The organism is Helicobacter brantae, from assembly GCF_003364205.1.
GTDB classification, from domain to species: Bacteria; Campylobacterota; Campylobacteria; order Campylobacterales; family Helicobacteraceae; genus Helicobacter_G; species Helicobacter_G brantae.
On the sequence record NZ_NXLV01000003.1, the window covers coordinates 21,724 to 46,411 of the forward strand.

Genomic DNA, 24,688 nt, shown 5'->3' on the forward strand with positions numbered 1-24,688 from the left:
ATGCAAATCAAACTACTTTTTCACACCCCACTTTCAATCGCTGTGAGTGCAGGGAGGACTTGTTGGCAATCTCAAGAGAGAGGAGGGTGCTATCCTCTCCCCACTGATGAAATCATAGAAGCTGATAGAGAATTCTTAGATCGCATACTCAACAAACACAAACACGGCTCAGTAGCAGAGCACATAAGCTATAACTTTGCTATTGAGGGAATCTCAAGAGCGTGTTTGCAAGAGTTAGCTCGTCATCGCCACGCCTCACTCTCTGTAAAATCCTCACGCTACACTCTCAAAGAACTCAAAGGAGAGGAAAATATCAAAGAAGTAGCAAGCAAATACATTGTGATGAGTGGAGATGAGAGAGTTGATGAATGCTCAATTTTGGCACTAGAGAATCTTCAAAAACTCCTTTTGAGTGGGATAAGTAATGATTATGCAAAATATGCAATGCCTGAATGCTATAAAACTGCTCTAGCTTGGAGTATCAATGCTAGAGCATTGCAAAACTTTCTTTCTCTAAGAAGCTCCAAATCTGCCCTTTGGGAGATAAGAAATCTAGCTTTCGCACTTTTTGAAGCCTTGCCAAAAGAGCATAAGTTTTTGTTTGAATCTTGTATGAATAATGAGGGATAAAAATATAGATTAAAAAACCTATATTTTTCTCCACCCTTCCCCCAAAAATTCTAGAATCTAAACTTATCAATATATAATTACCCCTTTTAAACTTTACTCAAAGGTCAAAAAATGTGTGGAATTGTGGGCTATATCGGAAATGAGGAGAAGAAAGACTTTATCCTCAATGGTTTAAAAGAGCTTGAATATCGAGGTTATGATAGTGCAGGAATGTCTGTGCTAAGTGGTGGGGAGCTAAGTGTTTTTAAGGCTGTGGGGAAATTAGTCAATTTAGAGCAGAAGTGCAAAGACTTTAGCTCTGTGGGATTTGGGGTAGCCATAGGGCATACACGATGGGCGACTCATGGCAAACCCACTGAAGCCAACGCCCACCCTCATATCGCAGATTTTAGCAATGTGATTCATAATGGAATCATCGAAAACTATCAAGAGATCAAATCTGGCCTAGAGCAACAAGGACACACTTTTATCTCTCAAACTGACACTGAAGTTATTGTGCATTTGTTTGAAAACTACCTCTCCAAAGGCTTAGAAGCTCCTGAAGCATTCAAAAACACGATTAGAGATCTCAAAGGAGCTTATGCGATTTTGCTGATAACCAAAAAAGAGCCAAATAAGATTTTCTATGCCAAAAATGCCTCTCCTTTGATTATAGGTAGGGGCAAAGGGGGGATTTATTTTGCAAGTAGTGATGCCCCACTTATTGGCTATGCTGATGAGGTATGCTACCTTGAAGATGGCTCTATGGGATATATCGATGAAGACAATTTCCACACCCTCTCCCCTATCAAAAAGCTTGATCAAAACAAAGGATACGCCCAAAAAGAGGGATTCCGCTACTTTATGGAAAAAGAGATTTATGAGCAACATAATGTCTTGCTTGAGACAATGATGGGGAGAGCAAGTGAGGGGAAAATCACGCTTGATAGTATCGCTCCAAGCTTTTTTGATGAGATAGGAGAGATTACTATCTGTGCGTGTGGGACAAGCTATCACGCTGGAATGGTAGGCAAATATCTCCTAGAGCGATATGCCAAGATTAAGACTAATGTTGTGATTGCAAGTGAGTATCGCTATGCCTCACCTATTGTCAAAAGTGATGAGCTTTTTGTAGCGATTTCTCAAAGTGGAGAAACCCTTGACACGCTAGAGGCGATAAAGTTTGTCAAAAAGTTTGGCAACAAAACTCTAGCGATTTGCAATGTAGATAATAGCTCTATTGTGAGAGAGTGCCAAGAAGTGCTTCTTACTCGTGCTGGGATAGAGAAAGGCGTGGCTTCGACTAAGGCATTTGCTACTCAAGTGATGATCCTTTGGATACTCTCAATCTATCTAGGAGGGCTAAGAGGGCATTTAAGCTCCAAAGAGATAGAAAAAAGCATTGAGGATATGGTAGAGAGTGCAAAAAAGACAGAAATTTGTCCAAAAATGCACGATAAAATCAAACGAATTTCCAAGCGATATTTGCACGGACACGGCTTTTTCTTCATCGGTAGAGATGTCTTCTATCCTTTAGCCCTAGAATCAGCTCTCAAACTCAAAGAGATCAGCTATCTTCACGCTGAGGGGTATCCTAGTGGAGAGATGAAGCACGGCCCAATCGCTTTAGCTGATTCTGAACTCTTTACCGTGGCTTTGATGCCTGAGCATTTGCTGTATGAAAAAATCAAAAGCAATGTAGAAGAGCTAAGTGCAAGAGATGCCACAATCTGTGCTGTGAGTGCAAAAGAGTTTGATGGGGCTGATGATATGCTCTATATTCAGCCTTGCAAAAGCTATATGGAAGAGTTTTTCTCTATGATGTGTGCTTTACAACTCTTTGCCCTAGAGGTTGCTGTGCGATTGGGTAATGATGTAGATATGCCAAGAAATCTAGCCAAAAGTGTAACCGTGGAATGAAGCTCTGTGGCAATATCCTGCACCTTGAGGGGTGCTGTGATTACAAAAGTAGCAAAAAATTCAAATTCACTTCTATTCCTTCCAAATCTCAAATCAAAATTGATTGCTCTTTGTTAGAAAAAATGGACTTTTCCTTTGCCATTTTTTTAGATGAATGCCTGAAAAATCGTGGGGTGAGCTATGAGCTTATCAATGCCAATCCCAAAGTTTTGGAAATCTTTTCTCTCATTCACTCACGCAAAGATTTTCAAATCCAAATCCACAAAAAAAACTTGCTTCATCGCTTAGGGGAGTGGGTGTGTCAGAAATGGATAGGGTTTTTGGATTTTTTGAATTTCTTTGGATTGTTTGTCTTTGCTTTGCTTCGCACCCTTTTCAATCCCAAACTTCTGCGATTTCGCTCTTTGCTCTATCATATTCACACTTCAGGATTCAAAGCCTTGCCTGTGGGGATTGTAACTTGTGCGATTGTCAGTGGTGCGATTACTTTGCAAGGGGTGTTGCAACTCCAAAAAATGGGTGTGCCACTAGCAAGTGTGGAAACAATGGCAAAGCTCTCGCTTAGAGAAATGGGACCTTTTATCCTAGCCCTTGTGATTGCAGGGAGAAGTGCTTCAGCTTTCACAGCTCAAATTGGGGTGATGAGGATTACAGAGGAGCTTGATGCGATGAGAGTTATGGGCTTTGATTGGTATCAATTCAATATCTTGCCTAGATTCTTAGCTCTTGTGATTGCAATGCCTTTGCTTGTCTTTGTCGCTGATGGGGCTTCTCTGTTTGTGAGTGCAGTTGTCATCAAACTTCAGACAGGAATCACTTTTGCCCAATACATTGAGCGTTTTTATGAAAATGTGGGGATTATCCATTTTTGGATTGGGGTGATTAAATCGCCATTTTTTGGGGCAGCTATTGCACTTGTGGGGTGTTATAGGGGGCTAGAGATTGAGGGCAATACCCAATCTGTGGGGAAATACACGACTTTGAGTGTAGTGAATGCTCTTTTTTGGATTATTGTAGTGAATGCTATTTTTTCAGTGATTTTTACAAGGTTTAATCTATGAGTATCATTTCTGTCAATAACCTCAGCACTGCCTATGAGGGGAGAATCATTCACGATAATATCAGTTTCCAAGTGCAAAAGGGGGAGATTTTTGGGATTTTGGGAGGGAGTGGAAGTGGTAAAAGTACGCTTCTTAGAACTCTTTTGATGCTCAATCCTATCAAAGAGGGGGAGGTGAGGATTTTTGGAGAGGAGATCAAAAAACTCTCACTTCATAAGCAAGAGCTTCTTTTGAGGCGTTGTGGGGTGTTGTTTCAATTTGGGGCATTGTTTAGCTCAATGAGTGTGCTAGAAAATGTCGGCATTATGCTTCAAGAATACTCAAACTATCCTAAGAAGATTATTGAAGAAAACTCTAAAATGTGGCTTTCTTTGGTGGGATTATCTCAAGAGGTTTGCTCACTTTATCCCTATGAGCTAAGTGGTGGAATGAAAAAGCGTGTGGCTTTGGCTAGAGCATTATCACTTAGTCCTGAAATTTTGTTTTTAGATGAGCCAACAAGTGGGCTTGATCCTGCAAGTAGTGAAAAATTTGACGAACTTATTTTAAAATTACGAGAGATTCTAGGAGTCACTATCGTAATGGTAACGCACGACTTGGATTCTGTGCGAGATTGTATGGATCATTTCATCATCTTAGAGAATCAAAAAATCATTTTTGATGGTAATCTCTCTGAAATGAAGGATTTGGAGAATGTCGGAGAACTCTTTTTGAGTAAGCGAGGGAAAAGGGTATGGAAAGAAATATAAACTTTGTGCTTATTGGTGCGTTGTTTTTGAGTATCGTTATTGCAATGGTTGTGTTTGTTTTCTGGATTGGGGGTGGGAATCTCAATCAAGAAAAATATCATCATTATGTAATGTATTCTCCTGAGAGTGTGGGGGGTGTGAGTATCGGCACACCTGTGCGATACAAAGGCATTGCTGTGGGGAGAGTGCAAAATATTGGGTTTAAAAAAGGGGATATGGACTTTATCCAAGTCGATCTTGAAATCAAAGCCGATATTCCCCTCAAAGAGGGAGCGTGTATCACGCCTGAAACTCAAGGCCTAGCAGGAAGCACATTTCTTAGCCTCTCTCAAGGAGAGGGAAAACTGCTCTCTAGCGGTGGAGAGTTGTGTTATAAGAAAGACTTTGTAGGAAGATTGATGAATCATATTGAAGAGGGAGGGGGAGATGTGAGAGAAATCCTTGCAAATGTCAAAGCAATGCTTAATGATGAAAATACAAAAAATCTTCAAGAACTCATCGCTTCTCTTAAAGTCGTGGCAAAAAATCTAGAGCAAACCCAAAAATATATTGATAAACTTGCTTTAAGCTCTCAAAAGACTATTGAAGAAATCAATTCCAATGTCAAAAGAGGGGATTACAATATTAGAGCGATTCTCTCCCCTGCAATTTTGGGGTTTGAAAGCACGATGGGTGAAGTCAATCGCTTTTTCTCCAAGGCAAATTTTTTGCTAGATAGGATTGAGAAAAGCCCATATGATACGATTTTTGGACAAAGAGAGCAAAAGAAGGAGAAATAATTGAGAGTTTTAAGTCTTATTTTTGCAATATTGTTGAGTGGGTGTTTCTCACTCAAAACCCCACTTCCTGCTGTGAGTTATTTTGATTTGGATCAGAGCTTCCCCTCAAAGACTTGCAAAAAAAGCATCAATCTAGGTATCAGTGAGATTCGCTCTGCTGACTTATACAACACGCCTGAGATGATTTTGAGGAAGAATAATGGCGAGATAGTGGCATTGCAAAGCCAAGTGTGGGTTGATGTGCCAAAGAATCTATTTAAAAAACTTTTGCTTAAGAAATTTAACTCTGAATGCATTCACACCTCTATCGCTCCTTTTGGGGGAGTGAAGAATGACTTGCTTTTGAAAATTGAGATTTTAAACTTTGATATTTTAGAGAGTGGAGGGGTGAAAGTATCAGTCTTTTATGAGCTTTCAAGTCTGAAAAATTTTGAAGTGCTAAAGAGTGGAATCCTCTCTGTCAAAGAAGCAGGAGAGAGTGTCCCTGCATTTAAAAAGGCAATTCTCTCTATCCTTGATAAGCTTTCTAGTATGGTAAGATGAAAAGTATATAAAGACTTAAAAATTTATTTTTAACTTCAAGTGCAATATGATAAAATAGTGAAACTTATAATAATCCAAAAAAGGATAAATAACATTATCAAGGAAAGAAAATGAAAAAAGTATTTTTAACCTTAGCATTGCTAATGGGAGTTTTCTCTGTCGCTGATGATTTGCAAGTAGAGATGGAGAAAAAGTTTAAAAAATATGGAAGCTATCAAGAGGCTGCAAATGCTTTTCGTGAGCAGTGCAAGAGCGGGAAAATGTCTAGCTGTTATGCTTTGGGTTATATGTATGACAATGGAAAAGGAATTCCTCAAGACAAAACAAAGGCTTTCAAACTCTACACAAAAGTCTGTGATGCAAATGGAAAAAGAGGTTGCACCAATCTTGGGATAATGTATTTCAAAGGCGAGGGAGTGGAGCAAGATCGATTTAAAGCCGTAGAGCTTTATAAAAAAGCTTGTGAGATTGGAGAGGCTTGGGGATGTACAAGTTATGGAATCGCATTTTATCGTGGAGAGGGAGCAGACAAAGATCCTGTAGTAGCTTCAAAATATTTCAAGCTTGGTTGTGATGGTGGAAGTGCTTGGGGGTGCGGGAAACTAGCAGAGTTGTATGCAAAAGGTGAGGGTGTAGATAAAAATATTTTCATAGCAGTTAAGCTTTTTGATAAGGCTTGTAAAGAAGGAAATCTCAATGGATGTATTGACTTAGGATTGATGTATGAAGCAGGAGAAGGGGCAAAACAAGATAAAGCAATGGCAGTAGAGCTATACAAAAAAGCGTGTGAGGGAAATATTGCACGAGGGTGCAACAATCTAGCTTATATGTATTATGAGGGGGAAGGAATACAACAAAACAAGCAAAAAGCAAAAGAGATTTATGGAAAATCTTGTGAATTGCAAGATGAAAAAGGATGCAAAAACTTCAAGAGGATAAATGAAGATAAGTATATCCCTAGCTATCAAAGATAAGGGGTTTATTCTCCCCTTTCTCCCTTATCTTCAAAAAGTTGATGAACTTTATTGATCATATCATCTGAAATCTCAACCCAGGCATAAAGTGTCTTTCCATCTTTTGTAATCCACATTTTATCAGAACGACTTCCCTCAATGATTTTGCAGATCTTCTCTTCAAGTTCTTCTTGAGTATTAGGATTGATTTCTTTTGAATTTATGGCTATTTGATACGCTATTTTTGCTCTTGCAGAGGCAGAAGCCTCAATTATTGCACCACTAACATCAGAATCAACGATGTAAGCTGATCCAACAGCACCATAAAGCTTGTCTTTTTGATAAATCCAACTAGGCGCCCCTCTCAAATCTAAGCTATCAGCAATTAAAAAAATAATGAAAAATGTAATACACAAAAATCTCATTTTTCTCTCCTATAATTCAACAGGTTTTCTCATACGAGGACTTTTTTCATAGAATTTCTTGAGAATTTTTATTTTTTCTAAAACATCGTTAGCATATTCTTCAGCACTTTTATTATTGGCTTCACTATTTTCCCAAGAATAACCTCTATTGTAGGATTTTAAGACTTTTTTCATATCTCCCTTTCTAATCTTTTTCCACTCAAGCAATTGGTGTAGTGCAATCTTTGAGGCAAATCTTCTACTTCTTACAAGTCTATCGGCAATTTTGTTCATCTCAAATCCACTGATAGGTCGATCTATATTTTTTTCTCCACGAAATAAGCGATCAAGTTTAACTGCACTTTGAAGCAAGACATGATAATTCCCTGCACTAGGGTCTTGAGCATTGTAGCGATAAGCTCCGGCACAGGATTCTTTCCACGCTATTGCTGCCATTGTGAATCCCATCTTGTCCTTTTTTCCATAGTGGTAGGCATAGCGAAGATTTTCAAGCTGAAAGTCTTTAAAATCTTGGATATTACTGCAACTTAGGGTTGATTTAGCTAGCACTAAACTTAGAGAGAGTGAAATAAAAATAGCAAATCTTTTCATAAAAAAACTCCAAAGAGGGAAAAATGAGGCATCAAAAGAAGTTTGGGGAGGCGATCCTCCCACAGAGTAAGGAGAGAATCTTACCACTCTTCCTCAGCAGGTTTTGCAGGTTGAGCTGCAGGAGCTTGTGGTGCAGGTTGTTGAGTTGCTTGTGCAGGTTGAGTTGCAGAAGCTTGTTGAGCTTGAGCTCCTCCCTTCATTAGACGCTCAGCTGCTTCATAATCCACACCTTCATTTTTGAGAGCTTTACGAATTTGTTGAACTGCTCCAAGTGGAAGTTTTACTAAAACATAAGCTTTTGATCCATCATTACTAATCCAAAAACCGCTAGGTTGACTTCCTGCCATAACTTGAGCTGCAACTTCTTTAATACGACTTGTTGCCTTGCTTGTTCCTGATTTATCTTGTCTTTCAGAGTTTCTCTCTACTAAAGAAACAACACTCACCTCAATCTGTTTTGCAATCTCTGCTCTAGCTTGAGCAATAGCTTCAGATCTTGCTAGATCATCATCTCCATCAACGATAAATGCAGAACCTACACCACTGTATGGTCCATCACCAAGATTCAAGACCCATTGTGGAGCACCCTTAAGACCTGTTGCCTCTAGGGCTTGATCACTGATGCCATTACCACATCCGATAAAAAGCAATCCTGCAACAGCAATGCTTGCAATACTTCTAAACATTCCATCCATCCTTATTTTGTAAATTCACATCTCAACAATGTGTATGTTCCAAGAGTTAAAAACACAAAAAATCTTCCATCGCCTTTAACTTTTTTGGTTATGTGATTATAGAGTATTTTTTTCAATTTCTGCAATTTTTATCTGTCTTTCTTGTTTCATTTTGTTTGTTTTTCTCAAAAAATTTGCAGATACAACATTTTTTCTTGATAAAAATCATTAAGCATCTTGAGATTTATATTTCATAGTTTTTAAAAAGATAACAATAAACATATCATTAAAAATTCCCATCAAATAAATAGAATTCCTAGAAGAATGTGAAGCAAAGATATGGCAATCTAGGATTAAGTGTAAATGGTTATGAACATTTACACTTAAAAAAGCTATAATTGTAAATGACTATAAACATTTACGCTAGGAAAAGTGATGACAAATCTTAGAGAAATGATTGAAAAATATCAAGAGCGATTTCTGAAAACTTTCAAGGCAGATTATCAACGCTATTTGTTTAAGAAAATCAACTTTGAAGAAAAGCTTGTGGGAATCATTGGAGCAAGAGGTGTGGGAAAAACCACGATGCTTTTTCAACGCCTTTTGGAATTGAAAAAAATAGGAAAACAATGTCTATATTTGAGCTTGGATTATCCTTTCTTAAGTTCAATGAATCTAAGTGAATTTGCCTTTGAATTTGCAGAGAGAGGGGGAGAATATCTTCTTCTTGATGAGGTGCATAAATACAATGATTTTGCCTCTCATCTCAAAATGATTTATGATTTGAGTGATCTCAAAGTGCTTTTTACAGGCTCTTGTGCGATGAGTATTCTCAATGCCAAAAGCGATCTCTCAAGAAGAGTAAGTATCTATGAGCTAGAGGGGTTGAGTTTGAGAGAGTTTTTGGAGCTTTCTTCTAAGAGACATTTTGAAGTATTTTCTCTTCAAGAGATTTTAGAGCATCATCAAGAGATAGTAAAAGAATTAAATGTCAAATCTAAGGATTTTGAGAATTATTTACGCTTTGGGTATTATCCCTTTTATTTTTGCAAAAAAGACACTTATTTTGAAAGCCTACTTAATACGATCAATCTAAGCATTGACATTGATCTCACTAGCCTCAATCTCATTGAGCAACGCTATACTTACAAGCTTAAAAAGCTCTTAGAAGTGATTTGTGAAAGTGAGCCATTTGAAGTCAATTACACCAAAATCTCAACTCTAGCAGAGATTAGTCGAGTGAAACTTTATGATTATTTGAGCTATCTTAATGATGCCAAACTTATTCGCTCTGTGGATATGCAGTGCAACGGTTTAGCCAAAATGGCAAAACCTGCAAAAATCTATATGAACAACACCAATTTAATGCATATATACAAAAATCCAAAAATTGGCAATGTGAGAGAGACGTTTTTTGTCAATCAGCTCACTCCCCAATACAAGCTTCAAGCTCATCACAAAGGAGATTTTATCGTTGAAGAGAAATATATCTTTGAGATTGGAGGCAAGAGCAAGGATTTCTCTCAAATCAAAGACTTGCCTCACTCTTTCATCGTAAGTGATCAGGGTGTAACAAACCAAGAGAGAAATATCCCTTTGTGGTTGTTTGGGTTTTTGTATTGATTTTTTTTTAAAGAAATTTTAGATAGGGGGAGAGATTAGAATCTTCACCCAAAGTTAAGCGTAATCGCTCCACTTAGAGGGTCAGTAGAAATTGTTTTAGACTCAAGACAAGTTAAAAACTTTATTAGGAGTTTTTAACTTGTCTTGAGTCTTTAAAAAATATCATTTGAGCAATTTGAATTATATTAAAGATAAGAAGAAAATATTTTTTTCTAATTTGGATAAAAATATTATCGTTTTAAGCCTTATAAGGATTATTCGCAATCGTGCATTTCATTGGGAAAATCTCCACAAGATAAGAGAGGTCAATGGAAAAATTTATCCTCGAATAACAACCACCTACCCCAAAAAAGATATTTGTAGAAAGACAAAAATTGGAATCGCTCCTGAAAAAATCTTAACATTTTTAGATGATTTGATTGTAAGTATCAATAACGAGATAATGAAAATTTACAAGGATATTGAGATTAGATACAAAAGGTAGAGTTGGGTGACTCGTTTCGCCCTCCGAATGCAAAGGAGATTATATCATTTTTGATATTTAAAGATTTAGAAATTAGGGCAAGTGAAGTGAGGGAATGCTAGATTCATATTCTCTAGCTAGGCTGATATAGTGATTGGCTGAAGTTGTGATAAAGGCTATTTCTTCCTCACTTAGCTCTCGTATGAGCTTGGCAGGATTTCCCATTATCAAAGAGCGTGGAGGGAAGGTTTTGCCTTTGGTGATGAGGGAGTTTGCCCCTATAATGCTCTCACTTCCTATCACTGCTCTATCCATAATGATACTTCCCATTCCCACTAGCACCCTATCGCCAATCTCACAAGCGTGGATAATACAGCGATGTCCAATGGTTACAAATTTTCCTATCCTCACCTCTCCTTTCCCCTCATTTGGGTAATCCACGTGAATATTTGTAAGCTCTTGGATATTGCTCCCCTCATCGATAAAAATAGCATTGACATCACCCCTAATCACACTTCCAAACCAAACACTGCACTCTTTCTCTATCCTCACATCACCGATAATTGAGGTTTGAGGGAAGATAAAGGCTTGTTTGTGGATATTTGGAGTTTTGTCTTTGAAGGGAATGATTAGGGGTCGCATAGGGAATCCTTTTTTGTATTTTAAAAAAGATTCTAACAAAATTCAATAACTCTTCTTAAAATCAGTAAAATTACCAAAAAACAAAAAGGAAAAGAATGAAACCCATAGTTATCGCAGGTAATGGTCCCTCACTTGCTCAAATTGACTACTCACGCCTCCCAAAAGATTTTGATGTTTTTAGGTGCAATCAATTCTACTTTGAAGACAAATATTTTCTAGGAAAGAAGATTAAGGGGGCATTTTTTAATCCTAGTGTATTGCCAGAGCAAATTTTCACACTTCATCATCTCAAAGAGAGGAGAGAATATGAAGTAGAAGATGTGTATTGTTCAAGAAGTGATGATAGTGAATTGGTGATTGAGGGCAATAAAGTGGAAAACATTTTTCCAAGTGTGAAAAGCACTTATGATTTTTTGAAAAAGCTTCCCCTTTTTAATGAATTGGATAAATTTCATCGCTTCTTTTTTCATCAATGGCCAACAGCAGGGATTGTAATGCTCTACACAGCTATTGCTCAAGGATACAAAGAAATCTATCTTACAGGAATTGACTTCTATGGGGGGGGGGGTATTGATTATGCTTTCAAAATCAATCCTAAAAGCAATATAGCTACAAGAATCCCTGCTTTTAGAGATTCTGCTTTTCAAGACAAAGTCCATACTCAAAACCTAGATGTAGCATTTATCCAACTTGCCCTCTCTCTCCCTGATATCAAACTCCATGCAATCACTCCCAATAGTGCATTAAGTGAGATTCTCCCTCTTGCTCCTATCCAAAATCCTGAGCCTTTTAAAGTTGAAAACAAGCCACAAGGGTATATTTGTGATTGGATAAAACCTCCATTATTGTCTTGTTCTCCATTCAAACAAAAACTAAAAGACAATGGAATCAATGGGAAAAATATCTATGTCAAGGCTGTAATGGATTTGATACAACTTTGCAAGGCTGTTGTTTATATATTGAAGAATAGATAAGCAAAAAGGTGGAGGGAAAATCCATTCCCTAACCCCACTAGAAAACTTTGGGATTTTATTAGAAAAAAGAATCTTTCTAACCCCTTTTTCTCACAATTCACTCAAAATCCCCCTCCTCATCAATATCCAAACCCACTTCTCTACTCATCACATAAGGGAGGGGATTGTCATTGAAACTCGTTTGAGGGGTGAGTCTTGAGGCTAGATTGATATAAATCGCACCATTAAGCACATAGCATTTTTGCAAGTCTTGGCGACGCACAGAGCTTGAAAGTGGCAAGAGGTTTTGAAGTCTATCCTCTACAATTCTTCGCATAAATAGAGGGTTTTCTACACTCTCACACACACTTGCCAAATCCTCACACCCAAATCTCACAAATTTCTCATAAGCCTCTTTGATATGCACTTCATTTCTTAGAGGAGAGGTGGGCTGAAGTAAAATCACCACATCAAACTCTTCTCCCCTCTCTTTGTATCTCTCTAAGCTCTCAATCACACACTCAATGCTTTTGCTCTCATCTCTTGCACTCTCCTCACTCCTCAAAAACGGCACACTTGCCCCAAACTCTCTTGCAATACAGGCGTATTTCTCACTATCAGTGCAGACAAAGACTTCATCACACACTCCACTTTTTAATGCACTCTCAATACTATAAGCTAGTAGGGGCTTGCCTCTAAACTCTTTGATATTTTTATCCTTCACTCCCTTGCTTCCACTTCTAGCAGGGATAAGCCCTAGCACTCTCATAGCATATCCACAAACTTCTTTTGAAGCTTTTTATCCCAAATCTCTTTGCTCTCAAGCAAGGCGATAAACTCTTTGGCACTCTTTCCCTTGCCAAACTCTAGTCTTGGGGTGAGTTTGAGCGTTTGAACCTTTCTAATGGCCTCTAAAATCTCTTTTCTACTCTCTTTCACACTCAAAATCCCCTCTCCCTCTTTGTATCTCCCCTCTTGTCTTGAGCCTAGATTAATGCAAGGGATTCCATAGATTGGGGCTTCTCTAATCCCTGCTGAACTATTGCCAATGATGAATTTTGCATTTTTGAGCAATGTCAAAAATGCTTCAAATTTGAGGGATTTAAAGAGTGCAAAATGAGGGTTTTTCTCTAGTCTTTTATAGGCTTTGAGGATTGTCTTTGAGCCTAAGTCATTGTTGGGATAAATCACGATAAAGTTTTCCCCACATTTCTCTAATGCCCCAATACTCTGAGTGATATTCCTCTCCAAGCTCTCTTCTTCTGTAGTTACAGGGTGATAGAGAAAGATTGCATACTCTCCCTTAAAGGGTTGTATTTGATAGTAGTGTTTTTCCACAGCCTCAAGAGTAGGCAGAGAAGAGCCAAGCATTAAGTCAATATCAGGAGAGCCGATGACAAAAATATCTTCTTGCTTCTCTCCTAGCTGGATTAGTCGTCTTTTGGCTTCTTCATTTGATACAAAGTGCAAATGAGCAAGTTTGGAGATAGAGTGGCGAATAGATTCATCAATCGTCCCACTCACCTCTCCTCCCTCAATGTGAGCGACTAAAATATTATTAAACGCCCCCACAATCGCCCCTGCAAGTGCCTCTAGTCTATCGCCGTGAATGACAATCAAATCAGGCTTATACTCTTTGATGAAGTTTGAGAATTGTTTGATACTATCAGAGAGGGCTAAATCCATTCTTTCTTGGTATTTGTGGGCTTTTGCCAAAAACACCTCATCAAATCCATCTTTGAAAATCTCAATAAAAGTTTTTCCATACAGCTCTAAGAGGTGCATTCCACACACAAAGATTTTATACTCAAAGCTTTTGCTCTCTTTTACTTCTTGCACTAGGGCTTTGATCTTCCCCCAATCTGCCCTTGTCCCACTCAAAAATACAATCTTTTTCACTCTATCATCTCCCAAGAGAGATGAGTGTCGCTCTCTATATCACATTTTGCTCTCTTGCCCAAAATCTCCTCATAAAATTCAGCTTTGATTTCTCCAAGTGCAGGGCGTTTCACCCATAGGTTTTCTTTGCTAAAAATCTCACCCTTTTTGATAGGAGCGATACTCACACAAGTAGAGAATGCAAAGTCGATAGTTACTTGCTCTTCAGCCGTAGCTTTTTTCTCTCCCCCACGCATTGAGAAAATTTCTTTGGCTGAGAGGATTAAATCTCTTGTTTCTTCCTCATCCATAGAGCAGATAATATCAGGGCCAATTCTATCTTTATGATCGCTAAAATGTCGCTCGACAATACTCGCCCCTAGAGCAATAGCAGATTTACACGCATTGTTGTTGAGCGTGTGATCGCTTAGTCCAATAGGGATATGAGGATAAGCCCTCATCATCTCTTGCATTGCTCCAAGCCTCACTAAATGAGGGGGTGTGGGGTAGAGATTGGTAGTATGAAGCAAGGCAAAGGGGACTTTGAAGCTTTGTAAAATGTCTGTGGCTTTTTTCACACTCTCTAAATCATTCATTCCAGTAGAGACAATCATAGGCTTACCAAAACTAGCGATATGTTTGAGAAGTGGATAGTTATTCATCTCTCCTGATCCGATTTTATACGCACTCACTCCCATTCTCTCTAGTCTATCTGCCCCTGCCCTAGAAAAAGGTGTGGAGAGAAATATCATTCCTGCCTTCTCTACATACTCTTTAAGCTCAAATTCTTCTTCTTCACTCAAAGCACAACTTTGCATAATCTCATAAATGCTTTTATCACTATTGCCAGGAATAACTTTTTTGGCTAATGAGCTCATCTCATCTTCGATGATGTGGGTTTGGTGCTTAAGCACTTCTACCCCTGCCCTTTTAGCACTATCTACCATTTCTTTAGCGACACTCAAAGAGCCATTGTGGTTGATCCCAAGCTCAGCAATCACTAAAGGCTCATAATCACTCCCAATTCTTCTGCCCTCAATCTCAATGAAATTTGACATTAAAACAACCTTAATTTTCAAGAATTTTTGAGTTTAATTGTAACAGATTATCTTTTTGTATATAATGAAAGAGCAAAAAATGCCCTAGGGCTTACTTAAAAAGGAGGTTTCTATGGAAACAATTGTCGGTATTTTGGGCGAGATCAATGGTTTTACCTATACCTACTATTTGGTGGGATTGCTCATCTTAGCAAGTGTGTTTTATAGTTTCAAACTTAAGTTTGTTCAAATAAGTATGCTCAAAGAGGGCTTTAGAGTTATTACTGAAAAACCTGATGGCAAAAACGATGCACTCAGCTCTTTTCAAGCTTTGACAATCTCTGTGGCTTCGCGTGTGGGGATTGGAAATATTGCAGGGATTGCCACTGCTGTGGCGATAGGTGGCTCAGGTGCTGTGTTTTGGATGTGGATTATGGCATTCTTTGGAGGAGCGAGTGCGTTTGCTGAAAGCACTTTGGCTCAGATTTATAAAAGCCACGATGGAGATGGATTCAAAGGGGGTCCTGCTTACTATATCAAGAAAGCTCTCAATCAACCATTTTTAGGCTCTGTGTTTGCTGTAACTTTGATTTTTGCTTATGCTTTTGGATTTAATGGATTGCAATCTTATACGATGACTTCATCATTTGCAGTGTATTATCCCAATCCTGCCGAGTTTGAGAAAAGCGATTGGACGATAATCATTGGGCTAATTTCAGCAGGGATTTCAGCAGTTTTGTTCTTTGGCAAAGGCAATATCATCGGAAAAATCAACTCCTATGTCGTCCCTGTAATGGCGTTATTTTATATTGCTTTGGCACTTTTAGTAACCTTGATGAATCTCTCTTCACTCCCTGCAGTTTTGCAAGATATTTTTACTAATGCCTTTGATTTTAAAGCTATTTTTGGAAGTTTTATGGGAAGTGCAGTGATTATTGGGATCAAGCGAGGACTTTTTGCTACTGAAGCAGGTATGGGTTCAGCCCCAAATGTCGCAGCTTCAGCTCATACCACTCACCCAGTCAAACAAGGATTGGTTCAAGCAATTAGTGTATTGATTGGAGTGATGATTTGTACCAGCACAGCGTTTTTGGTGCTTTTCTCACAGGCTTATGCAAATCCTGAAGTAAAGGCTAAGGCTTTACCTTTGGTGCAAATGGCGATGAATGAGTATTTTGGGTCATTGGGAATGCATTTTGTAAGCATTGCTGTTGTGTGCTTTGCCCTCACTTCACTTATCGGAAACTACTACTATGCTCACGCAAATATCAAATATCTTACAAACTCTAAAATTGTAATGCTAGTTTTCAATATTTGTGCTGTGGCAATGGTGTTTATCGGTTCTCAAATGAATCTTGATTTGGCGTGGGAGCTTGCAGACTTTGCAATGGCGATTATGACGACACTCAATATCATCGCGATTCTTTTCCTCTCTCGCATTGTGGTAATCACACTCAAAGATTATATCTCTCAGCGAAAAGAGGGCAAAAACCCTGTCTTTGATCCCAAAAAACTTGGCATTAAAAATACTGAATGCTGGGAAGATGGGAAGTATTAATTTAGGAAGGATAAATTATGATTAAAAAAGCTCTATTTTGTATTGTGTTGGTTTTAATTTATTTGCATGGAACAGCAGAGAAAGAATTGATTCAGTCTGTAAAACAAAAAGAGCAAAAAAGGGTTGCAGAGATAGTAAAAAGAGGTGCTGATGTTGATTACCAAGATATGTTTGGTTTCACAGCATTGATGTATGCAGTAAATAATCAGAATATTGCTATAGTTAAGTTGCTTCTAGAAAATTCAGCAAACCCAAATTTGCAAAATATTTCTGGAAAAACTCCTCTTATGTTCGCTATTGAGAAAAATAATAAAGAATTGGTTGATTTATTGATTAAATATCATGCTGAAATTGATTTGCAAGACAACAATGGGACATCACCATTGATGCTTGCTGCTCAAAGAGCTAATGTAGACATATTTCAAAAACTTCTTGCACATGGAGCTGATGTAAATATGGAGAGCAATAATAATCAAACAGCATTGCTTTCTCTTGCCAAACATGCACCAAAAGACAGTTTGCAAAAGCTAAAACTTTTAATTGAGCATAAGGCTTTACTAAATGTTAAAAATAGAGATGGAGAAAATGCTCTCATTCTTTTTGTAATAAATTCAGAGGAAGAAGATGTTTTTAAAAAGCTTATTCAATCAGGTATTGATATTAATGCCAAGGATTTAAATCAAAAAACTGCACTGATATATGCTGCTAGTGTTCATAATATTCCAGCAATAAAAATACTTGTGGCTTCTGGTGCAAATCTTGAATGTGAAAATAGATATCAGCAAACACCATTGCTTATTGCTGTAGATAAAAATGATAGCCAAGTATTGAGAATGTTGAAAAAAGCTGGTGCGGATTTAAATCATCAAGATAGTCTTGGAAGAACTGCACTTATGTACGCTGTCAATAGAGGAGATATGGGTATGGTAAATTTTCTACTTCAATCTGGAGCAAATCCAAATTTGAAAAATAAGGATAATAAAACAGCCTTAGACATTGCAGACATTTTGCATTATAATGCAATCTCAAAAATACTAGAAAAGCACGGTGCTTTAAGATCTTAAGTAATGAAACCTATCATTATCGCAGGCAATGGTCCTTCACTAGCTCAAATCGACTACTCACGACTTCCAAAAGACTTTGATGTTTTTAGGTGTAATCAGTTTTATTTTGAGCCTCAATATTTCTTAGGCAAAAAAATCAAAGGTGTATTTTTCAACCCTTTTGTTCTCAAAGAGCAGTTTTTCACACTTCATCATCTTAAAGAGAGAGGAGAGTATGAAGTAGAAGATGTGTATTGCAATATCACAATGGGGCTTTGGGATAGGCAGTGGAGCAATGGAAAGCCAAAGAATTTGGAGCAAGAGTTAAGATATGACTTCCCAAGTGTAAAAAATACTTATCCATTCTTAGAGCAAATGAGTGAGTTTAATGCGTTGCATAAATTCTATGCCCTCTATTATGAAAAACGCTTTACAGCAGGGATCATTATGCTTATTGTCGCATTAGCTCAAGGATACAAAGAAATCTATCTTACAGGGATTGATTTTTATGAGGCAGGGGGATTGAGCTATGCTTTTGATATGGGAGGGAAAAGCAATTTGGCAGAAAAAATGCCAACTTTTACTCAAGAGGATTTTAGAGATGAGGTGCATGAAAAAAATGTCGATATAGAAGCCCTCAAACTTGCTTTGAGTTTGCAAGATATCAAGCTCTACTCTCTTGCCCCTCAAAGCACAATGAGTGAGATTGTCCCTCTTGCACCCATTCAAGGCACAGATTTTGAGCTTCTTGCCAAACCCAAAGATTATATTTGTGATTTTGTGCCCTTGCCCCAAAAAGAAGAAAAACCCACTCCTACCCCCCCCCCCATTGAAAGCAAAAATCAAGGATTTCTTGCTAGAGTGTGGGATTACAAAAGAGAACTTTTTTCTTAAAATTCTCACTGATATTATTCAAATCATCAGAGCTATCAAGAGGGCAGGGGGATTGTTTTTCAGAAAATAATCTCCTCTACGCTCCCCACACCCTCATAAATCCATACCTTTGCCATAAGTTTTTGAGACTTTCTGACTTCTTGGATTTTTGGATAAGGTAGATAGGTATCTTTGATTTTGAAAGAGATTCCATAGGGAGTCTTTACTCCTTTGATGTAGGAACTGCTAGGAGGAGTGCAAGAAAAATCTCCACTCAAAATATGCCCTCCCTCATCTCCGACGAGTTGAGCAAAAAACTCTTGACAAGGTAGAGCATTGACATCGGTTTGTGTGCCATTGAGACTTGGTGTAAACAAAATATATCCTCCAAATGGCGTCTTTAGAGTTTGAGGAGTTTCAACTTTGAGAATATAGGCTACACCAAAGAGACGAGGGAGGAATGCAACCACAAAACAAGCTCCCAAAATACAGACAAGCAAAACACCAATAAATGATAGCCAAAGGGTTTTAGATTGCATTTTTGCTCCTTACAATAGTGGTGGTAAAGAATGCAACACAAGAGAGTGTCAAAAATAGTCCAAGCCTAGAATATTCCTCCTCAATCCCAAAATATTGAAGTAATACAAAACAGCACAGGACAAAAAATCCCAAAACAAGCCACCTCACAATAAACTCAATCCAAACCATAAAAAAGAGTAGCCAATAGTAAAAATACGCCTCTTCTTGTCGGATAAGGATGGGTTCAATCAGCAATCCGCTTATGAGCAATAAGATAAAAACAGCGACAAACTGCATCTCCTCAAGCCAAAGCAGTAAAGCAAGGCTAATGAGTGCAAAAACCCATATCCAATTCTCTTCTAATATGCTAGAGATTAAAATATCTGATTTTTCAAAAAAGAGGATTAAGAGCATTAAGGAGATAAGCACCAGCTTGTCTATGGTATTTGAGGAGAGAGAAGGGATTTTGTGTGAGAGGAGAATAGCAGAGATGACAATCCACAAAAGAACAATCCAAGAGATTTGTTTGAAAAAGAAAATGAGTGTAAGGAAAGCAAGTAGATTGAAAAAATTGAGAATTTTTATCCATTGTCCTTGACTTTTGAGTGCAAAATAAAAACCCAAAACAAACACAATAAGAAACCCTAAGAAGGCAATAGAAAAATTAAAGAGTGCATAAATGAGGGCAATATAGAAAAATACAAGGCTTTGAAAAATCAGCACTCCTCCCCCCAAACAAAGCGTTAGTAACAAGGAGCAATACGCAATGGCATACAAAAACAAAGCAAGACTAGAGGTAGAATCATAAGTTTGTCTAATCCAAAGCAATGTAATTGCAAATACAAGATTGACTAAAAAGGCACAAAAATGAGAGAGTGGGGGATAAATGTTTAAAAAATAGAAAACTCCAAAGAAACTTATCCCCAAAGCTCCAAAGAGCATAAGAGTTTTGCTGATGTGAGAAAGATTTGCATTGAGCATTAACACCACAAACAGCAAAGTAAGAAAAACAATGGCAAAAAACACCAATAGACATTGAAAAGTAGATGTCTTTTTCTGTGAAAAGCAATATTCAAACACTAGCTTCTCCTTTTTTGGCTAGATTAGGAAAAATAGGGGAAATCCCCAAAACTAGGCATCTTAAAGCAAAAATCAAAAAATGAGAGGGAATTATATTTTTTACTTTTTAACAAATGGTATTTTTGGAGGGAATTAAACCATAAGGGAGAATCACTCTCCCTTAGCCTTATCTTCAGGCAAGATGAGGTTGAGGACAATTGCACAGATTCCCCCAGCAGCAATTCCTGAAGAAAGCAGGGTTTTGAGGAAATTTGGGAGGAATTGCAATATATCTTGATTATTGCTTATGCCTAGTCCTATGCCAAGAGAGATAGCAATGATGAGGATTGAGCGTCGTGAGAGAGAATCTTTGGCGATGATTCTTACTCCTGTGGCAGCGATTGTGCCAAACATTACAAGGGTTGCCCCTCCCAAAATCGGCTCAGGGATTTGAAGCGTGAGATTGGCAACAAGGGGGAAAATCCCCAAAATCATCAAAAGAATCGCCACATAATAGCCCACATAGCGACTTGCCACGCCTGTGAGGGCGATAACGCCGTTGTTTTGCCCAAAACAAGAGTTGGGAAAGGTGTTGAAAAAGGCTGAAAGGCAAGAGTTTAGCCCATTTGCCAAAACCCCACCTCTAAGCCTTGAAAAATACTTCTCTCCCTTGACTTCTTGTCCTGACACCTCACAAGTGGCTGTAATATCTCCTATGGTTTCAAGTGAGGTAACAGCATACACCAAGATAAGAGGCAAAATCAGATTGACATCAAGCCCTAGCCCAAAGTAAAGAGGTTGGGGCAAGATGATTGAGGGAAGAGAGGGGTTGAGTGAGAAGCTAAACCCCTCAAAGCAAAACGCCAAAAGCACCCCACATACCATTGCGATAAAGAGTGAGGAGATTTTGAGATAGGCGTTTTTGAAGAGGTTGAAGATGATGATGAGAGTTACTACACTACAAGCCAAAAAGAGGTTTTCAAACGAGCCAAAAGTGCCATTGGCTTTGGCAGAGAAACCCCCTCCTGCATTGACTAATCCCACATTGATGAGGCTCAATCCGATGATTAGCACTACAATTCCTGACACCAAAGGCGAGATGATGCGTTTGATAAAAGGCAAGAATTGAGAAATCAGCATTTCTGTAAGAGAGCAGAGCATTAGCGTGCCAAAGATTGCCCCTAGCATTTGGGTATCACTTGCCCCTCCACTCTTCAAACTCAATCCCCCCAAAATCAGAGGAGAAACGAAGTTGAAGCTTGTGCCTTGAATTGAGAGAAGCCCTGAACCCACAGGTCCAAAGCGTCGGATTTGAAGCAGGGAAGCCACCCCTGAGGCAAAAAGCGACATTGAGATGATACGGCTTGTATCAAGCTCACTTACTCCTAGCTGTTTGCAGATGATGAGTGCAGGGGTAATCACAGCCACAAACATTGCCATAAGATGCACGAGGGCAGAAAATAGGGCTTTGAGGAATGGAGGCTTGTCTTCAAGCCCATAGATGAGATCTTGGGTGTTTGGATTCATAGAGTGCCTTTGTGTGGAAATGTAAAAGGGTATTATAGTTTGTATGGGGGGAGAGTTGCGAAAAATATTGCCAAAATCAAAAAACCCAATACCTCACAATGCAAACCAAACTCAAATAAGCACAAAACTTCCAAATCAATTTTTTGATATTTCCAAGATAAAAAGTATCCTTTATTTTATATTTTGCTAAAATATGGGGTTTAAATGTTTTTGAGGTGAGTGAGATGAAAAGAATCGTCTTATCAATAATGTTGATTTTTTCTAGCTCTTTTGCTGTGGGATTTATAGAAAAAATGTTTATGACTGATGAGCAGATTGCAGAGGCTGAGAGGATTGAGGCTGAGATAGCAAAACGCACTAAGCATTTTTTTGGAATCGAGGGGGGTGTGGGGTATTATGATTTTGCTTCAGCTATCGTTTTGACGACAAATCCTTTGTTTGGGGGAAGGAGTGAAGCCCCTACACTTGGGTATCATCTTGGCGTTCAGGGAGGGTGGCAACGCTATGATAGCGAGAGAAGAGGGGTAAGACATACTTTTGGGACAAAATTTGAGTGGGGGAATCATATGGGGAAGTTTGGGGGAGCTGACAAATCAAACTTTTCTGGCAATAATTTTTTGGTAATAGGGATACTTTATTATGCGTTTGATGGGCTGTTTGATTTGTCAAAAACTGATGATACGCATCGCTTTGGAATGAGTTTGGGGGTGGAGGCTGATTTGGGAATGAGTTTGGATACTCATCACAAAGAGGGGAACAAAGAAATCTTTGGAGTGGGTATCAATGGGCGTTTTAGATTTGGGCTTTATACACAAGTGGATAATAATATCTTTGATTGCACCCTTGCCTTTCCTGTGATTGGGCTTGGATTTGGAGAAATGATGATGCCCTCAGATGTAACATTGAGCTATAAACGACTTTTTTAGGAGAGTGGAATGAAAAAGATTGTTTTGATTTTGGCATTGGTGTTTGGGAGTGTTTGGGGTGAGGAGTCAGAGGATTCTCAATGGAGAGGATTTTTTGGAGTTGAAGGGGGAGTGGGAGTGTTTGGAGTAAGTGGTAGTGGTTTTATTTTTTCAGGTAACTCACTTTTTAATACAGAACACAACACTCTAGGACTTGGCTACTCTGTTGGTGTTTTGGGTGGTTGGCAAAAATATACAAGCGAAAAGGTAGGAATGAGAAATACATTAGGTTTTTCTTTTTCTTATATTCCAAACATTTCTTCAATCAAAAAAGGCGAAACATATAGGGAGAATTGTCTTTTTAATTGCAAAAATGCCAAAGAATACGATTACAACAATCGCAAGGCTCAGCATTATGACGTATATTATGCTCTTGACGGATTATTTGATTTTGTAAAAAATGGAGAAAATCGCTTTGGAATGAGTTTGGGGTTTAGTTTAAATCTTTCTGTTGGTGCTTCACAAGGGGTTGGAGATTCTGTTGGTGGGATTACAGGTTTTTTCGGTGTTAGAATTGGACTTTATTCGCAATTTCAAAACAATGTTTTTGACTTAGTGTTAAAAACTCCTCTTGGTGGATTTTGTGGATCAGACAACATAAATGGCAATACCCTAACTCTAGGCTACAAATACCTCTTTTAGGAGATAAAAATGAAAAAGATACTTTTAATCCTCACGCTTTTGCTCTCTTGTGTTTGGGGTGAGGAGTCAAGCGATTCTCAATGGAAAAGCTACTTTGGGGTTGAGGCAGGGGTAGGCAATATGAGTTTTTGTCTTGCACTTTTTGCCTCAGCTAACCCCTCTATGTTTAAATTCAATCGCTCAACATTTGATTGGGCGTATGGAGCTGGAATTGTAGGGGGTTGGCAAAAATATACAAGCGAAAAAGTAGGAATGAGAAATTCTTTTGGTTTTAAAATCTTTATTGATCCTAATACCCAAGCCTTAACCGAAGATAGAAATAAGGGGATAGTAACAACAGAACTCAACCTTTATTATGCACTAGATGGATTGTTTGATTTTGTAAGAAATGGCGATAATCACTTTGGAATGAGTTTTGGTTTTTCGACAGACTTGCTTCAACTAACAATAGGGCATAGGGTTGGATTCTCAGGACTTATTCGTATTTCTCCACGCTTAGGTTTTTATACGCAATTTGATAATCATATTGTTGATTTTATCGCCTCTGTTCCAATTGTTGGCTTTATGGATTTTGGGAAAGTTGCCTATAATTCCACTTTTATCCTTGGCTACAAATACCTCTTTTAATCTCTCCCTCTCCCTATTTTTTCAAAGATTCCAAAAATAAACGCAATTCCTCATTTTTATCAATATAATACGCATACATACTAATATAAGGAGTAAAAATGAAAAAAATGTTATCTGTGGCAATGGGTGCTGTGTGTATTGCAAGTTTTGCAGTAGGTGGGACAAAGGCTGAGGATACCTCCACCCCTCCCAAAGAGATTTTGGCTCTCTTGCACGATCATACACCTCTTGCCCCTACCCAAGTCTTTGACAATCTCTATTGTATCGGCACCAAGAGTGTGGTAGCGTGGGCGTTGAAGACAAGTGAGGGGATTGTGCTGATTGATTCGATGTGGGATGATAATGATGCAAAGCTGATTGAGAAAGGATTGAAGCTCTATGGACTTGATGCCAAAGACATTAAGCTCATCATCATCACTCACGGACACGGCGATCACTATGGAGGAGCAAGTTATCTAGCCAAAAAATATGGAGCTAAAGTGCTGATGAGTCAGAAAGATACTGAGTTTATGCTCTCCTACAACAAAGGGCCAAACACCCCTGAGTATCCCAAACCAAAAGTAGATAGATACATTAAAGACGGAGAGAAAATCACTCTAGGAGATACGCAAATCATCTCTGTGGAAACCCCTGGGCATACTGTGGGAGGGATTTCACTCATTTTCCCAATCAAGTATCAAGGAAAGAACTATGAGGCAATGCTATGGGGAGGCACAGGGATTCCCAATGACAAGACATTGCAGAGGGCTTATAGAGATTCTTTGGATAAATTTGAAAAGTATGCTAAAGAATATGGAGTAAGTGTGGAGCTTACAGCACATTTATTCCAAGATAATGGCTACTCAAGGCTAGAATCTGTATATAATGAGAGTTTTCAAGGAAATCACCCTTTTATCGTAGGGAAAAGTGGGATTGAAAAATTTTTCACAACTTACAAAAAAATGGTAGATGATAAGCTTAAAGACTAGGAAGGAT

At 38.3% G+C, this 24,688-nt stretch carries 27 protein-coding genes; 17 read left to right on the forward strand and 10 right to left on the reverse strand.

Features of this window, described 5'->3' with window-relative positions; translation table 11 throughout:
* The 7 genes from thyX to CQA58_RS02335 all read left to right on the forward strand — a co-directional run bounded on the left by thyX (position 1) and on the right by CQA58_RS02335 (position 6,635).
* Complete coding sequence (gene thyX, locus CQA58_RS02305; RefSeq protein ID WP_115569110.1) at positions 1 to 630, forward strand: FAD-dependent thymidylate synthase; 630 nt, start codon at positions 1 to 3, stop codon at positions 628 to 630.
* A gap of 111 nt (positions 631 to 741) precedes the next feature.
* Positions 742 to 2,529 (forward strand): glutamine--fructose-6-phosphate transaminase (isomerizing), encoded by a 1,788-nt coding sequence (gene glmS / locus CQA58_RS02310; RefSeq protein WP_115569111.1) that lies wholly within the window; start codon positions 742 to 744, stop codon positions 2,527 to 2,529.
* Entirely contained in the window at positions 2,526 to 3,590 is a 1,065-nt protein-coding gene (locus tag CQA58_RS02315) for an MlaE family ABC transporter permease (RefSeq protein WP_115569112.1), read from the forward strand. The genes glmS and CQA58_RS02315 overlap by 4 nt, the downstream gene beginning before the upstream one ends.
* On the forward strand, positions 3,587 to 4,339 hold the full coding sequence (locus CQA58_RS02320) for an ABC transporter ATP-binding protein (protein ID WP_115569113.1): 753 nt from the start codon (positions 3,587 to 3,589) through the stop codon (positions 4,337 to 4,339). Before CQA58_RS02315 ends, CQA58_RS02320 begins: the two co-directional genes overlap by 4 nt.
* Entirely contained in the window at positions 4,324 to 5,118 is a 795-nt protein-coding gene (locus CQA58_RS02325; protein ID WP_115569114.1) for an MlaD family protein, read from the forward strand. Before CQA58_RS02320 ends, CQA58_RS02325 begins: the two co-directional genes overlap by 16 nt.
* Complete coding sequence (locus CQA58_RS02330; RefSeq protein WP_115569115.1) at positions 5,119 to 5,661, forward strand: ABC-type transport auxiliary lipoprotein family protein; 543 nt, start codon at positions 5,119 to 5,121, stop codon at positions 5,659 to 5,661. It abuts the gene before it with no gap.
* A 110-nt stretch (positions 5,662 to 5,771) separates the two neighbouring features.
* Positions 5,772 to 6,635: a tetratricopeptide repeat protein gene (locus tag CQA58_RS02335; RefSeq protein ID WP_115569116.1), complete on the forward strand. Its 864-nt coding sequence runs from the start codon at positions 5,772 to 5,774 to the stop codon at positions 6,633 to 6,635.
* A 5-nt stretch (positions 6,636 to 6,640) separates the two neighbouring features.
* Here the strand turns inward: CQA58_RS02335 and CQA58_RS02340 are convergent, their stop codons facing one another.
* The 3 genes from CQA58_RS02340 to CQA58_RS02350 all read right to left on the reverse strand — a co-directional run bounded on the left by CQA58_RS02340 (position 6,641) and on the right by CQA58_RS02350 (position 8,316).
* Positions 6,641 to 7,039, reverse strand: a complete 399-nt coding sequence (locus CQA58_RS02340; RefSeq protein WP_115569117.1) for a hypothetical protein — start codon at positions 7,037 to 7,039, stop codon at positions 6,641 to 6,643.
* Between the two features lie 9 nt (positions 7,040 to 7,048).
* On the reverse strand, positions 7,049 to 7,630 hold the full coding sequence (locus tag CQA58_RS02345; RefSeq protein WP_147288593.1) for a hypothetical protein: 582 nt from the start codon (positions 7,628 to 7,630) through the stop codon (positions 7,049 to 7,051).
* An 80-nt stretch (positions 7,631 to 7,710) separates the two neighbouring features.
* Complete coding sequence (locus CQA58_RS02350; protein ID WP_170126724.1) at positions 7,711 to 8,316, reverse strand: LPP20 family lipoprotein; 606 nt, start codon at positions 8,314 to 8,316, stop codon at positions 7,711 to 7,713.
* A 423-nt stretch (positions 8,317 to 8,739) separates the two neighbouring features.
* Between CQA58_RS02350 and CQA58_RS02355 the strand changes: the two genes are divergently transcribed.
* Together CQA58_RS02355 and CQA58_RS02360 are read left to right on the forward strand one after the other, a co-directional pair.
* Positions 8,740 to 9,927 (forward strand): ATP-binding protein, encoded by a 1,188-nt coding sequence (locus CQA58_RS02355; RefSeq protein WP_115569120.1) that lies wholly within the window; start codon positions 8,740 to 8,742, stop codon positions 9,925 to 9,927.
* Between the two features lie 175 nt (positions 9,928 to 10,102).
* A complete protein-coding gene (locus tag CQA58_RS02360; protein WP_170126725.1) occupies positions 10,103 to 10,411 on the forward strand; it encodes a hypothetical protein in 309 nt (102 codons plus the stop codon).
* A gap of 72 nt (positions 10,412 to 10,483) precedes the next feature.
* Here CQA58_RS02360 and CQA58_RS02365 read toward each other — a convergent pair whose 3' ends face one another.
* Positions 10,484 to 11,032 carry a gamma carbonic anhydrase family protein gene (locus CQA58_RS02365; RefSeq protein WP_115569122.1) on the reverse strand — a complete coding sequence of 183 codons (549 nt, stop codon included), beginning with the start codon at positions 11,030 to 11,032 and terminating at the stop codon, positions 10,484 to 10,486.
* 95 nt (positions 11,033 to 11,127) lie between these two features.
* Here CQA58_RS02365 and CQA58_RS02370 point away from each other — a divergent pair, with 95 nt between their 5' ends.
* A complete protein-coding gene (locus CQA58_RS02370) occupies positions 11,128 to 12,006 on the forward strand; it encodes an alpha-2,3-sialyltransferase (protein ID WP_115569123.1) in 879 nt (292 codons plus the stop codon).
* 97 nt (positions 12,007 to 12,103) lie between these two features.
* Here CQA58_RS02370 and CQA58_RS02375 read toward each other — a convergent pair whose 3' ends face one another.
* From CQA58_RS02375 to CQA58_RS02385, 3 genes are read right to left on the reverse strand one after another with little or no spacing between them, the layout of a single operon-like run.
* Entirely contained in the window at positions 12,104 to 12,754 is a 651-nt protein-coding gene (locus CQA58_RS02375) for an acylneuraminate cytidylyltransferase family protein (protein WP_115569124.1), read from the reverse strand.
* Entirely contained in the window at positions 12,751 to 13,884 is a 1,134-nt protein-coding gene (gene neuC / locus CQA58_RS02380) for a UDP-N-acetylglucosamine 2-epimerase (protein ID WP_115569125.1), read from the reverse strand. The genes CQA58_RS02375 and neuC overlap by 4 nt, the downstream gene beginning before the upstream one ends.
* A complete protein-coding gene (locus CQA58_RS02385) occupies positions 13,881 to 14,921 on the reverse strand; it encodes an N-acetylneuraminate synthase family protein (RefSeq protein WP_115569126.1) in 1,041 nt (346 codons plus the stop codon). The genes neuC and CQA58_RS02385 overlap by 4 nt, the downstream gene beginning before the upstream one ends.
* 112 nt (positions 14,922 to 15,033) lie before the next feature.
* Here CQA58_RS02385 and CQA58_RS02390 point away from each other — a divergent pair, with 112 nt between their 5' ends.
* The 3 genes from CQA58_RS02390 to CQA58_RS02400 are packed head-to-tail and all read left to right on the forward strand — an operon-like array spanning position 15,034 to position 18,395.
* Positions 15,034 to 16,458, forward strand: coding sequence for an alanine/glycine:cation symporter family protein (locus tag CQA58_RS02390; protein WP_115569127.1), 1,425 nt, complete (start codon positions 15,034 to 15,036; stop codon positions 16,456 to 16,458).
* Positions 16,459 to 16,475: 17 nt separating this feature from the next.
* A complete protein-coding gene (locus CQA58_RS02395; protein ID WP_115569128.1) occupies positions 16,476 to 17,522 on the forward strand; it encodes an ankyrin repeat domain-containing protein in 1,047 nt (348 codons plus the stop codon).
* Between the two features lie 3 nt (positions 17,523 to 17,525).
* Entirely contained in the window at positions 17,526 to 18,395 is an 870-nt protein-coding gene (locus tag CQA58_RS02400) for an alpha-2,3-sialyltransferase (RefSeq protein WP_115569129.1), read from the forward strand.
* A gap of 59 nt (positions 18,396 to 18,454) precedes the next feature.
* Here the strand turns inward: CQA58_RS02400 and CQA58_RS02405 are convergent, their stop codons facing one another.
* The 3 genes from CQA58_RS02405 to CQA58_RS02415 form a co-directional block, all read right to left on the reverse strand.
* The gene (locus CQA58_RS02405; RefSeq protein WP_115569130.1) at positions 18,455 to 18,913 is read right to left on the reverse strand and encodes a hypothetical protein; all 459 of its coding nucleotides are present in this window, start codon (positions 18,911 to 18,913) and stop codon (positions 18,455 to 18,457) included.
* Complete coding sequence (locus CQA58_RS02410) at positions 18,903 to 19,973, reverse strand: hypothetical protein (protein WP_147288594.1); 1,071 nt, start codon at positions 19,971 to 19,973, stop codon at positions 18,903 to 18,905. Before CQA58_RS02410 ends, CQA58_RS02405 begins: the two co-directional genes overlap by 11 nt.
* A gap of 150 nt (positions 19,974 to 20,123) precedes the next feature.
* Positions 20,124 to 21,479 carry a uracil-xanthine permease family protein gene (locus CQA58_RS02415; RefSeq protein ID WP_115569132.1) on the reverse strand — a complete coding sequence of 452 codons (1,356 nt, stop codon included), beginning with the start codon at positions 21,477 to 21,479 and terminating at the stop codon, positions 20,124 to 20,126.
* A 224-nt stretch (positions 21,480 to 21,703) separates the two neighbouring features.
* On the opposite strand from CQA58_RS02415, the gene CQA58_RS02420 reads away from it, so the two are divergent.
* The 4 genes from CQA58_RS02420 to CQA58_RS02435 all read left to right on the forward strand — a co-directional run bounded on the left by CQA58_RS02420 (position 21,704) and on the right by CQA58_RS02435 (position 24,681).
* Positions 21,704 to 22,405, forward strand: a complete 702-nt coding sequence (locus tag CQA58_RS02420; RefSeq protein WP_147288595.1) for a hypothetical protein — start codon at positions 21,704 to 21,706, stop codon at positions 22,403 to 22,405.
* Between the two features lie 9 nt (positions 22,406 to 22,414).
* A complete protein-coding gene (locus tag CQA58_RS02425; RefSeq protein ID WP_115569134.1) occupies positions 22,415 to 23,086 on the forward strand; it encodes a hypothetical protein in 672 nt (223 codons plus the stop codon).
* Positions 23,087 to 23,095: 9 nt separating this feature from the next.
* On the forward strand, positions 23,096 to 23,713 hold the full coding sequence (locus CQA58_RS02430) for a hypothetical protein (RefSeq protein WP_115569135.1): 618 nt from the start codon (positions 23,096 to 23,098) through the stop codon (positions 23,711 to 23,713).
* A 98-nt stretch (positions 23,714 to 23,811) separates the two neighbouring features.
* Positions 23,812 to 24,681, forward strand: coding sequence for an MBL fold metallo-hydrolase (locus tag CQA58_RS02435; RefSeq protein WP_115569136.1), 870 nt, complete (start codon positions 23,812 to 23,814; stop codon positions 24,679 to 24,681).
* Positions 24,682 to 24,688 lie beyond the last annotated feature (7 nt).